The 12106-nt window shown below is 61.5% G+C and carries 12 protein-coding genes; 1 reads left to right on the top strand and 11 read right to left on the bottom strand.

What is annotated here, in order from left to right; all coding sequences use genetic code 11:
* Positions 1–53: 53 nt before the first annotated feature.
* Positions 54–1445, bottom strand: coding sequence for a leucyl aminopeptidase (locus RLEG4DRAFT_RS33680; RefSeq protein WP_003583552.1), 1392 nt, complete (start codon positions 1443–1445; stop codon positions 54–56).
* A gap of 142 nt (positions 1446–1587) precedes the next feature.
* Here RLEG4DRAFT_RS33680 and RLEG4DRAFT_RS33675 point away from each other — a divergent pair, with 142 nt between their 5' ends.
* Positions 1588–2424: a tetratricopeptide repeat protein gene (locus tag RLEG4DRAFT_RS33675; RefSeq protein ID WP_003583550.1), complete on the top strand. Its 837-nt coding sequence runs from the start codon at positions 1588–1590 to the stop codon at positions 2422–2424.
* A gap of 32 nt (positions 2425–2456) precedes the next feature.
* On the opposite strand, the gene RLEG4DRAFT_RS33670 is transcribed toward RLEG4DRAFT_RS33675, so the two are convergent.
* The 10 genes from RLEG4DRAFT_RS33670 to RLEG4DRAFT_RS33625 all read right to left on the bottom strand — a co-directional run bounded on the left by RLEG4DRAFT_RS33670 (position 2457) and on the right by RLEG4DRAFT_RS33625 (position 12074).
* Positions 2457–3089, bottom strand: coding sequence for a LysE family translocator (locus tag RLEG4DRAFT_RS33670; protein ID WP_003583548.1), 633 nt, complete (start codon positions 3087–3089; stop codon positions 2457–2459).
* A 71-nt stretch (positions 3090–3160) separates the two neighbouring features.
* Positions 3161–4147, bottom strand: a complete 987-nt coding sequence (locus RLEG4DRAFT_RS33665; RefSeq protein ID WP_003583546.1) for a type II secretion system F family protein — start codon at positions 4145–4147, stop codon at positions 3161–3163.
* Between the two features lie 15 nt (positions 4148–4162).
* On the bottom strand, positions 4163–5170 hold the full coding sequence (locus tag RLEG4DRAFT_RS33660; RefSeq protein WP_003583544.1) for a type II secretion system F family protein: 1008 nt from the start codon (positions 5168–5170) through the stop codon (positions 4163–4165).
* A gap of 5 nt (positions 5171–5175) precedes the next feature.
* Positions 5176–6651 carry a CpaF family protein gene (locus RLEG4DRAFT_RS33655; RefSeq protein WP_003583542.1) on the bottom strand — a complete coding sequence of 492 codons (1476 nt, stop codon included), beginning with the start codon at positions 6649–6651 and terminating at the stop codon, positions 5176–5178.
* A 112-nt stretch (positions 6652–6763) separates the two neighbouring features.
* Positions 6764–8041: an AAA family ATPase gene (locus tag RLEG4DRAFT_RS33650; RefSeq protein WP_003583540.1), complete on the bottom strand. Its 1278-nt coding sequence runs from the start codon at positions 8039–8041 to the stop codon at positions 6764–6766.
* A 14-nt stretch (positions 8042–8055) separates the two neighbouring features.
* Positions 8056–8814: a CpaD family pilus assembly protein gene (locus tag RLEG4DRAFT_RS33645; protein WP_037094498.1), complete on the bottom strand. Its 759-nt coding sequence runs from the start codon at positions 8812–8814 to the stop codon at positions 8056–8058.
* Entirely contained in the window at positions 8811–10310 is a 1500-nt protein-coding gene (locus RLEG4DRAFT_RS33640; RefSeq protein ID WP_003583536.1) for a type II and III secretion system protein family protein, read from the bottom strand. Before RLEG4DRAFT_RS33640 ends, RLEG4DRAFT_RS33645 begins: the two co-directional genes overlap by 4 nt.
* Positions 10311–10322: 12 nt before the next feature.
* Positions 10323–11138, bottom strand: coding sequence for a Flp pilus assembly protein CpaB (gene cpaB, locus RLEG4DRAFT_RS33635; protein WP_003583534.1), 816 nt, complete (start codon positions 11136–11138; stop codon positions 10323–10325).
* 110 nt (positions 11139–11248) lie between these two features.
* The gene (locus tag RLEG4DRAFT_RS33630; protein WP_003583532.1) at positions 11249–11761 is read right to left on the bottom strand and encodes an A24 family peptidase; all 513 of its coding nucleotides are present in this window, start codon (positions 11759–11761) and stop codon (positions 11249–11251) included.
* Between the two features lie 124 nt (positions 11762–11885).
* A complete protein-coding gene (locus tag RLEG4DRAFT_RS33625; protein WP_003583530.1) occupies positions 11886–12074 on the bottom strand; it encodes a Flp family type IVb pilin in 189 nt (62 codons plus the stop codon).
* Positions 12075–12106: the final 32 nt, after the last annotated feature.

Here is a 12106-nt window from a genome sequence, read left to right as displayed (position 1 = left end):
GGCAATGCCTGACTCAGGATCATGCGATCGCCCCTCAGCCCTGTTTGCAGCGTTCAGCGCAGGCTCTCGCGGATATGATGGAAGAGCGCGCGGATGGCCTGTGCCTCACCGCCGCCAGGCGAATGCGGCCGCTCTGACTGGGCCCAGCCGTAAATGTCGAAATGCGCCCAGCTCTTCGCCTTGCCGACGAAGCGCTTGAGGAAGAGAGCCGCGGTGATCGCCCCCGCCATGCCGCCGGCCGGCGCATTGGTAAGGTCGGCGAATTTTGTGCGGATATCCTTTTCGTAACCGGAATAGAGCGGCAGGCGCCAGACCGAATCGTCCGTTTCCAGGCTCGCTTCAGTCAGGTCGTGCGCGAGATTGGCGTCATCGGTGAAGAAGGGCGGGAGATCCGGGCCGAGGGCGACGCGGGCGGCCCCCGTCAGCGTCGCCATGTCGATCAGGAGATCGGGCTCTTCCTCGTCGGCATAGGCAAGCGCATCGGCAAGGATCAGACGGCCTTCGGCATCGGTGTTGTCGATCTGGACGGTCAGACCCTTGCGGCTCTTATAGATATCGCCGGGGCGGAAGGCATTGGACGAGATGGCGTTTTCGACGACCGGGACGATAACACGCAGATCGACCTTCAGCTTGGCGTCCATGATCATCAGGGCAAGCCCCATGACATTCGCAGCACCACCCATGTCCTTCTTCATCAGCAGCATGGAGGCGGCCGGCTTGATGTCGAGACCGCCGGTATCGAAGCAGACGCCCTTGCCGACGAGCGTCACCTTGCGATGACCTTTCTTGCCCCAGCGCAGCTCGAGAAGGCGCGGCGCATCAGCGCTGGCGCGGCCGACGGTATGAACCAGCGGGAAATTCTGCTCGAGCAGCTCGTCGCCCGTGATGACCGATACGTCCGCCTTGTAATGGGCGGCCAGGCTGCGGAAAACGGTTTCGAGCTGGTCCGGCCCCATGTCGTTCGTCGGCGTGTTGATGAGGTCGCGGGCGAGAAAGACGCCGGCGAGCTGGCGCTTGATGTCGGCACTGTCGGCATCGCGGGGGATCATCAGCGTCGCCGCCGGCGTTTTTTCGGACTTGTAGCGGTCGAAACGGTAGCTGCCGAGACCAAAGCCGAGCGCCAGGCGATTTGCCGTCAGCGGTGCAGTCTCGATGTGCCAGTCGCCGGCCGGCAGCGCCCGGGCGAGCCTGCCGGTGATATAAGGCTGCTCGGATGGATTGGTGCCGAGGCCAAAAAGCGCGCCGCCGAGATGGCCTTCGGCCGTCGGGATCAGCAGCAACGACCCGCTTTCGGCCTTGTAGCCCGCCCTGCGCGCCCAATCGAGCGCGATCGGATCGATCGTGCCTGTCTCGATATGGGCGGGGGTGACGGCAAAGATCGGCAGCGTCGAACCGCCCTTGGTGTTGAAAGGGGTCGATCTCTCGATGAACTGATAGGGGGCCATGATTGTCCTTCGGCGGTCGTAAGGAATCACTCCTTAACGGTCTGTTAGGGTTAACAGACTATTGCTGGAGCGAAGATTGCGTCAAACCTTTCCCTGTTCCGCTTCGAGGTCAGGCGCCGATTTCGGAATCCAGGAACGCATCATGCCGGCCTCGCTCACCACCACATTCACCAATCGTATCCTGCTGGGCGCTGCCGCATCGCTGATCGTTATGGCGCTCGCCGGTTGCTCGACGACCAAGGATCGGATGACAACAGGCTTGGTGCCGAAGCTCACCAAGCCGGTTGAAGAAATGGACGCCACCGAACTGCGCTCGGCAACCGACCGGCTCGGTCAGGCGTATGAAAAGAACCCGCGCGATCCCGTCACCGGCGTCAGCTATGCCAATCTGCTGCGCATGAACGGCCGTGATGCGCAGGCACTCGCCGTCATGCAGCAGGTGGCGATCAGCAATCCCGCCGACCGCAACGTGCTGGCCGCCTATGGCAAGGCGCAGGCGGCGGCCGGCCAGTTCCAGCAGGCGCTCGACACCATCGGCCGCGCCCAGACACCTGATCGTCCGGACTGGAAGCTGATCTCGGCCGAAGGCGCGATCCTCGACCAGATGGGCCGGGCAAGCGATGCCCGGCAGCGCTACCGCGATGCGCTCGACATCCAGCCGAACGAGCCCTCCATCCTTTCCAACCTCGGCATGTCCTATGTGCTGACCGGCGATCTGCGCACGGCCGAAACCTATCTGCGCTCTGCCGCCGGCCAGCCGACCGCCGACAGCCGCGTTAGGCAGAACCTTGCCCTCGTCGTCGGCCTGCAGGGACGTTTCCCGGAGGCCGAGCAGATTGCGCGGCGCGAACTTTCGCCGCAGCAGGCCGATGCCAATGTCGCCTATCTCCGCGGCATGCTCTCGCAGCAGAATTCCTGGCAGAAGCTTGCCGCCAAGGACAAGACGCCGGGGGGCGCGGACGGCAGCAACACCAACTGACGATAGTCTTGGTGGGGGTCTTACCGGGGGTCTTAGCGGACGCTCAGGCCTGAAAGAATAAGACGAAGTCCGAGGCCGCCCATGACGGCACCGGCGGCCCGGTCTATCCAACTTTTCGCAGCCAGATAGAGCCGCCGCGGATGGCGGGCGGAAAAGGCCAGCGCCACGATCGAATACCACCCCGCTTCCACCGCAAAGACGCCGAGCGGCAGCGCAATCATAAGATCGAGCGGTACTGCCCTTGGCAGAAGCGCTGCAAAGAGGCTGGCATAGACTATGATGGTCTTCGGGTTGCTGAGCTGGGTCAGCAGCGCGGTCGTGAAGCTGCGCCTCGGCGCGCGGTGGCTATCGCCGGCGTCGGAAACCTCCAGCGGCTGTGCAGCACCTCTCCAGATATTGACGGCGATATAGATGAGATAGGCGCCGCATGCGACTTTGAGCAAGACATAGAGCCAGTCGAATTGTGACAGCAGCGCCGTCAGACCGGCAAGCGCCAGCACGGCAAAAACACCACCGCCGGCGCCCATGCCGAGTGCGGCCGCGAAGCCATCCAGCCGTGACCGCGAAATGGCAATCCTGGAGACGACGACGAAGCTTGGGCCGGGACTCATGGCACCGACTGCCAAGGCTGCCATGATGCTGATGAAAACGCCTGCGGAAGACATTCAAGAACCCTCGTTTGAGATCGAAGGTTACTGCATTATTCCTGAAATCGGAACCGAGACGACGGCAAGAATTAGAACTTGTCTGACACCTGGATGCCGGCCGGGCCGAGAATGACGGCGATCAGCACCGGCAGGAAGAACAGGATCATCGGTACCGTCAGTTTCGGCGGCAGGGCGGCCGCCTTCTTTTCCGCTTCGTTCATGCGCTCATCGCGTCCTTCCTGGGCCAGGACACGCAACGCCTGCGCCACCGGCGTGCCATAGCGGTCGGCCTGGATCAGCGCTTGCGTGACCGAACGTACCAGCTCGATCTGGGTGCGCGTGGCAAGATTGTCGAGCGCCACGCGGCGATCCGGCAGAAAGGAGAGCTCGGCCGTGGTCAGAACCATCTCCTCGGCCAGCGGCGGCGACTGCTCGCCGAGCTCTTCCGACACACGACGCATCGCCGCCTCGATCGAGATGCCCGATTCGACGCAGATCAGCATCAGGTCGAGCGCATCCGGCCAGGCACGCTTGATCGAGTGCTGCCGCTTGCCCATGCGGTTCGAGATATAGATGTTCGGCGCGTAAAAGCCGAGATAACCGATGCCGATGACGGCAAAGAGGCGGATGGGCGTGCCTCTCTCGGGGAGATTGCCGAGGCCGAAGACCCAGAAGGCGGCAAGCGCCAGGAAGAGGAAGGGCAGCAGGAAACGCGCCACAAGGAAGGTATTCAGCGCATTCTCCGAGCGGAAACCGGCGGCACGCAGCTTGTTGACGGTATTCTCGTCGACGAGCGCCTTGCGCAGGTTGAAGCGCTCGACGATCTGGCGGACCGAGCGATTGTTCTGGTTCCTGAGAGAGGCCTTGCCGGCGCCGGGTTCGGTGTTCATGCGGGCGCGTTCGCGCGCGCGGATCTGCTCGCGCTCAGTCGAAACGGCCTTCATACGCTTGTTGAGATCGCCGCGCTCGAAGAAGGGGACGGCGATCGTATAAAACGTGGCGAAGACGGCGATCGCGACGAGGAGCGCGATCAGCATGCTGGGATTGGTCAGGGTTGCGGCAAGGTCCTGCGACATGGGGCGTCCTTCCGGCTAGATGTCAAAATTGACCATGTTGCGCATGACGAAAATGCCGATCGACATCCAGATCGCCGAGACACCCATGATGAAATGGCCGCGCGGATCGGTGAAAAGGATCATCATGTAGTTCGGCGAAGTGAGATAAACGAGGGTCGCGACGATGAAGGGCAAGGCACCGATGATAACGGCCGACGCCTTGGCTTCCATCGACAGCGCCTGGACCTTGGCCTTCATCTTCCTGCGCTCTCGCAATACCTTGGAAAGGTTGCCGATCGCTTCCGACAAATTGCCGCCGGCCTGCGACTGGATGGCAATGACGATGGCGAAGAAGTTGACTTCCTGGAGCGGCATATGGAGCGTCATGCGGGCGCAGGCGTCTGGGATGCTGAGGCCTACTTGTTGCGCCTCGATCACGCGCCGGAACTCGCTCTTCACAGGCTCGGTGCCCTCGGTGGCGATCAGACGGATCGCATCGTTGAGCGGCAGACCTGATTTGATCGACCGGGTGATGACGTCGAGCGCATTGGGGAGCTCGTTGAGAAACTTGCTCTGGCGGCGCTTGATCAGGAAGCCGACGATCCAGCGCGGCAGACCGAGACCGGCGACGACCGCGATACCGATCATCACCATCAACGATACGCCGACCACGAACGCCATGACCAGCAGCACCGAGGCGAAGATGGCACTGAACAAATAGAATCTCCCGACCGTGATCGTCAGGCCGGCCTGCACCAGCCGGGATTTCATCGACAGGGTCTTCTTGGTCTTTTCGTGTTGGCGTTTTTCCAGATCCTTGAGATTGTCCTGCACCGATTTCCGGCGCTTCGACAGTTCCTGCACCCGGTCGCGGGCGGCCTTGACCTTGACCCTATCGCTTTCAGCCGATTTGACGCGGTTGATGCGGCTTGTCGATTTCTTGTCGGCCTCGATCCGGGAAAACATCAGGGCATAGGCAACCGCTGCCGCCGAGACGGCGGCGAGGACGACGATTGCCAGCACTATCGGATCGAACCCGAACATCTCGCCTATTCCTTGGTTTTCGCTTCCATCGCGTCGAGGGCGGCGGCAAGACGCTTTTCCTCGTTGAAGTAGCGGGCACGATCCCAGAAATGCGGTTTGCCGACGCCGGTCGACATGTGCCGGCCGATCAGGCGGCCGCCGGCATCCTCACCTTCGATCTCGTAACGCATCAGGTCCTGGGTGATGATGACGTCGCCTTCCATGCCGATCACCTCGGTGATCTGGGTGATGCGGCGCGAACCGTCGCGAAGGCGCGCCGCCTGGATGACCACGTCCACCGAGCTGGAGATGATCTCCCGCACCGTTTTTGCCGGCAGGGTGAATCCACCCATGGCGATCATCGATTCGATACGGCTCAGGCACTCGCGCGGCGTGTTGGCGTGGATGGTACCCATCGAGCCGTCGTGACCGGTGTTCATCGCCTGCAGCAGGTCGAAAACTTCAGGTCCGCGCACTTCGCCGACGATGATGCGCTCGGGACGCATACGCAGGCAGTTCTTGACGAGATCACGCATGGTGATTTCGCCCTCGCCTTCTATATTCGGCGGACGCGTTTCCAAACGCACGACATGCGGCTGCTGCAGCTGCAGTTCAGCCGTATCCTCGCAGGTGATGACGCGTTCATCCCTGTCGATATAGTTGGTAAGGCAGTTCAGCAGCGTCGTCTTGCCCGAACCGGTGCCTCCCGAAATGACGACATTGCAGCGCACACGCCCGATGATCTGCAACACGGTCGCGCCTTCCGGCGTGATCGCCCCGAAACGGACGAGCTGATCGAGCGTCAGCTTGTCCTTCTTAAATTTGCGGATGGTGAGGGCCGGCCCGTCGATCGACAGCGGCGGCGCGATCACGTTGACGCGCGAGCCATCAGGCAGACGGGCGTCGCAGATCGGGCTCGATTCGTCGACGCGGCGGCCGACCTGGCTGACGATGCGCTGGCAGATCGAGAGAAGCTGCGCATTGTCGCGGAAGCGGATCTCCGATTCGATCGTCTTGCCGCCGACTTCGATGAAGGTCTGGCCGGCGCCGTTGACCATGATGTCGGCGATATCGTCTCGCGCCAGCAACGGCTCCAGCGGCCCGTAGCCGAGCACGTCGTTGCAGATATCCTCGAGCAGTTCTTCCTGCTCGGAGATCGACATCGCAAAGTTCTTGATGGTGATGATGTCGTTGACGATGTCGCGGATTTCCTCGCGCGCGCTTTCGCCGTCGAGCTTGGAAAGCTGCGAGAGATCGATCGTATCGATCAGCGCGGAAAAGACCTGCGCCTTGGTGTCGTAATATTCATCGGTGCGAACAGGGCGCTTGCGCTGCGGCGTCTGCATCGGCGGCGGCGTCACCTGCTGGCGTGCGGGCTCGCGCGAGGGTTCGACCAGAATGGAGGGGGAAGAGGCCGCAGGGGCGGCAGCCGGAGCCGGCGGCGGGGGAGCAATCGCCCCTCCGACCTTTCCGGAACCTTCATTTCCGCGTTTTCCAAACATGCCGCTTAATCCAATCTGCTCTATCTTTTTGTTTTCAAGCAATTCCCGGCAAAAGCGCTTTGCGCTTTGCCTGGCAAAACCGCTGCACAGTTTTGCAGGAATTGCTCATCGTCTACTTGCGCTTCAGGAGGCCCAGGAGGCCGCCCTTCTTCGCCTTCCTGATCGCGACACGGCCAGTGACGATGTGCGATATCTGCGAAAAGGTCTCCGCCGTCGGCGATTTCGGGTCGACTTCCGAGATCATCCGACCGCTATTGGCGGCGTTGCCGAAAAGATTGATGTCGAAGGGAATGATCGCGATCGGATCGATCTCCAACGGCTCACAGAAATCCGACGGTGAAATCTCCGGGCGTTTCGGCATGCCGACCTGATTGAGGATCAGATGCGGCGGCTTGTCGTTCGGCCGCATCTTGCGCAGCGCGTCCAGCATGTTCTTGGCATTGCGCAGGTTGGCGAGATCGGGAACCGCGGTGATGACCACTTCGTCGACGCTCGAAAGCACCGAGCGTGTCCATTCCGACCAGGCATGCGGAACGTCGAGAACCGTAACGGGCGCGCTGCGCTGCAGGACATCGAGCACCGGCTGGAAAGCCTGGCCGTCGAAATCATAGGCGCGGTCGAGCAGCGAGGGTGCCGCAAGCAGGGAAAGATGCTCGGAGCATTTCGTCAGCAGACGGTCGAGGAAGACCTCGTCGAGACGATCGGGCGCGAAGACCGCTTCGGCGATGCCCATGGCCGGATCCTGGTCGAAGTCGATGTTCGCCGTGCCATAGGGCAGGTCGAGATCGGCCAGGATGGTCTCGGTGGAGAAAAGATTGGAAATGCCGAAGGCGCAGTTATGCGCGATGGTCGAAGCGCCGGTGCCGCCTTTCGATCCGATAAAGGCGATGCTGCGGCCGAGCGGCTCGGCTTCCGGATCGACGAAGATCGAAGCCATTGCCGTCAGAATATCGGGCATTGCCACCGGTTGGACTATATATTCGGAGATGCCGTTACGGATGAGTTCGCGATAGAGCCCGATATCATTGTAATGGCCGACGATCACGACCTTGGTCGTCGGGTCGCAGACGGCAGCGAGCGGCGCCAGTTCACCGAGAAGGCTCCCGGAATTCGCCTTGGTCTCAAGGATGATCAGATTCGGCGTCGGGGCGCCCGAAAACATATTGGCGGCAGCGGCGATGCCACCGCTGGTAATGCGCAAGCTGACCTTGGCCATCCGCCGATCATTGGCGCAGCGTTCCATGACCTGCTGCAGCGCTTCGCTCTCGCAGAAGGCATGCACGGAAATGCGTGGCAGCGGCCGCATGTTTTCCAGATCCGCCATGCGCACCGCCTCCTCGGCGTGGCGAAGCTCGCTCGGATTTTTGATTTCGTATTCGATGGCGCTCATCGTCCCGTTCCGCCTCAGAAGCTGCTGTCGCTGCCGGCGACATCCTCGATCGTCGATGTCGTCGTCCGGTATTCCTGGATCGCGTTGTTCCGCCGTTGCGCGTCGATCGGCGTCATGCCGCGAGGCGCCACCAGATCTTCCGGATTGGCGATCTGGGCGGCGAGGTTGTTCTGCGAGGCACAGCCGAAATTATAATAGTTCTGGTTGGTGAAATCGTTCGAGATGTCTTTCGGCCACTGACCACATTGGGTGGTGATCGCAGTGGTGCCGGTGAAGCTCAGCCGGATCGGCGCCGCATCGCCGGGGCCGACCGCGGCGTAGGAGGTGTTGACGATTTTCGAGCTTGCGATTCCCCTTGAAGTCAGCTCTGCACGGACCTGATTGCGCAGCTGATAGGCCGCCGCCGAATTCGGCGAGCCTTGCGGCGACAGCACGTAAACCGGACCCGAGGCGCGGGCCATGTAGTTTGCGGCAAAACCGCGGATGAGGTCACGCTGGGCGATGGTCAGGCGGCGATCGGTGGAAGCCACAGGTATATCGACCGTCTGCTCCGCTTCCGTCACGATGATCGGGTGGCGGGCGCGGTAATCATCCGGAATACCGCCTGTTGTCAGCTGGTCGTGCGGGCCGGCGCATCCGGAAAGAATCGCGGCCGAAACGCCGGCTGCGGCGAGCAGCGCCTTCGAGATTCCGAGGCGGGGTTTTGTCGATTTCATATGGGCCATCGCCTGATCTCTGTTCTCGTCCATTGCTGCCGATCCTGCCCCGCTCATTTGTATATGAACCCGATCGAGCCGTGGAACTGCGCATCGGCGACGGGCGCCTCGCGGCGGCCATAGACCTTGTTGACACGGTTGAGGAAGAACGTTGCGCCATCGTTCTCGGGGCTGAAATTATCGTCCGGCCGGTTGAGCTGATTGCGCGCCACCGGCCGCACCAGATAGGGGGTTGCGATGATGACGAGCTCGGTTTCCTGACGCTCGAACCCCTTCTGGCGGAAGAGGGTACCGAGTAGCGGGATCTTCGAAACACCTGGTGTGCCGCCCATCGTCTGGGAGATGTTGTCGCGGATCAGGCCGGCCAACGCGATCGAGCCGCCCGAGGGCAGTTCCACCGAAGTCTCCGCCGAGCGGCGCTGATAGGTGGCGTTGCCGCTGCCAGCCACCGGTTCGGAGACATTGGTCTTGATCTCCAGACTGATGCGCCCCGATGACAGCACCACTGGCTTGAAGGCGAGGTTGATGCCGTAATTGAACGGCACGACGGTGACGTTGCCGTTACTATCGGTCGTCGAATAAAGCTGCTGACCGCCGGAATTGAAGGTTGCGGCCTGGCCCGATATTGCCGTCAGCGTCGGCTCGGCGAGCGTCTTGACGACCTTGGCCTGCTCCAGCGCGTTGAGGTAGGTGGAAATGTCGTATTTGCCGATCGAGCTCTTGAAGAGCGCCGCCAGGCCGCCGCCGACTGTTGATGCAGCGCTGTCGGCATTGGGGCTGCCGAGCTGGGCGACCGTCATGCCGGAAGAATTGGAAACCAGATTGTCGAAGCCGAGCTGCTTCAGCACCTCGCGGCGGACCTCGGCGATCGTCACCTTGAGGGTGACCTGGTCCTCACCCTCGATCTGCAGCAGGTTGACAACCTGCGAGCTCTGGCGGCCTTCGGCAAAGAGCGCCACCGAACTGTCGCCACCAGTGCCGGACGCCGTCTCGGTTCTGGTCGTCGCCTCGCCGCCCTTCAGGAAGACCTGCGCCAGATCGGCCGCCTGTGTGGCATCCTGCGGGGTGCGCACGGTGCCGGTCAGCACGATATTGTCGGAGACGATTTCGACGTTGATATTGGAGTCTGGAATGAAGCGGCGGAGATTGACTTCGAGGCCGGAAACGTCACGCTCGATCTCAATGTCGAGATTGACGATCTCCTGCCCGCCGGCGCCGAAAACAAAGATATTCGTCTGTCCCACCTTCTTGCCGAACAGGTAGATGCGCCTGGAGGTGCGGGTGACGGCATCGGCCATGGTCGGATCGGAGACGAGGATATCATGCGCATCCTCGGGCAGATCGACGACGACGGCCTTGTTCAGCCCAAGCTTCAGCCGGCGGTGGGCATCACGGCCGGTCTGTGAGATGCGGACGAGATTGTCGGAATCGGCACGCGCCTCGCTTGATCCTAAAAGCGGCGCGAAAGAGGCCGGCGCAATACCGGAGACGCCGACTGCCAGTGACAGGCAACCTGTCAGGAGAAGCCCGGCGCGCCGCTTTGAATTGCCCATTTGCACGTCCTCTTACTCCGCTTTCGGCGCTGCGCCGGCATCGGTAACGATGGCGCCCGATTTGATGACCTGGATGATCGCACTGCCGTTATCGCCGCTCAGCAGATAGTCGGCGGCGCTGGTATCCTGCTCCTGCGCATCGGCAACCGAGCGCAGCGCCAGCGACAGCCGGTCCGCCATCTGCTGGGCGACAGCGAGAACCTTCGTTTGGTCGGGCGTGAGCTCGAGCGTCGCGGTCGTGCCGACCACCGACTTCGAACCGTCGTCCTTTTCCTGGATCTGCTGGTCGATGGCGAGGACACGGACATTGCTCAGCACGGTTTCGGTGATGAGTTTATTGGCCTCGGTGCCCTTGCGGACCATGATGACGTCGACGCGGTCGTTTGGCAGGATGAAACCGCCGGCACCTGTCGCCACCGATATCTCGGTCGCGACGGCGCGCTTGCCGGCCGGCAATAACGAGGAAAGGATGCGGCTGTTGGAATCGGCGATCTTTTCCGGCCGGATCGGTTCACCTTCGAAGATCGGCAGACGCACGACGGCACCCTGCAGATCCTTGATTGCATCCGGCTTGTCGGCTTCGGTGATCAGGCCGGGGACGACGCCGCCCTGCGGCCAGGCTATCCAATGAACCGATTGGTCGCTCAGCCTTTCGCCAACCGCCAGATTGGCGCTGGAGACGAGGATGTTGACGGTCGGTTCCTTCTCGATAACCGACTGAACCTGGGTGACGACACCGCCACTGCCTGCCATTTGCATCGCCAGGAAGCCGGCGAGGCCGGCTGCCACCAGGGCGACAGCTAGGATTATAAGGCGGGCCGGTTTCATCGATCATTCCTCAGGGCACGATATGTTCGCCCTGCAGAATGCTCAGCAATTGGTATAATTATGGTTAATGGAACGCTTACATTTTAAGTTAACGGGCATTTAAAATGCCGTTATTTCAGGCTTTCCAGCGCAGCGAGGAAGAGCGGCGAGGAAGGAAAGGCGAGGAAGCCGCCGATCGCGATCGCAATGCCGTAGGGGATCTTGTTGGCGATGAGGATCGAGTTCGGCACCGGCAGGCCGATGGCGAGGATCGTATCCGATTGCGCTCTTACCATCAGGATCAACAAGGTGATCAGGCCGCCGATCATTGCGACATCGGTCATCAGGAAAAGAAGGGACTGGTTCAGACCGAACCAGAGCGCGGTGGCGCTCAACAACTTGGCGTCGCCGCCGCCCATCACATTGAAGGCAAAAAGAGTGAAACAGGCCGAAAAGACGATGGCCGCTGCGGCGAGATGCATGCCGATCGTTTGAACTGCAAGACCGGACAGCGGCGCGAGGACGAAAAACGAGGCGGCGAGGATCAGGGAAACGCGGTTCGGGATCGTCATGGTGAACAGATCCGAGAAGGCCGCCATAGCCAGGCAGAGTGGCAGTATCACGAAGACTGCAGCTGCGATCATGCTCATATCCGATCATAGCAAGACACGAAAAGGCTCACGGCCGTTCAGCCTGTGAGCCCGCTCGAAAGTTCGGCCGAAGCAAATCCGGCCGGCATCGTCCCTACGCCGCGTGGCGGTAGTCAGCTCAGCCGCCGCTTGCGGTCTCAGCTGTCGTCATCTTGGTGCTCAGGCCGTTAAACGTGTTGCCGATCTTGCCGCCAAGCGCCGTTGCGCCGGTGATGAGCGCTACAGAAATGAGAGCGGCGATCAGGCCGTATTCGATTGCGGTCGCGCCGGATTCGTCCTTCAGAAAACGGCTAAAAAGCTTGGTCATGGTAACTCCTAACTCCAGTTGATGTTCAGCAC

The organism is Rhizobium leguminosarum bv. trifolii WSM2297 (assembly GCF_000271845.1).
This window is presented reverse-complemented; position numbering and strand designations above follow the sequence as displayed.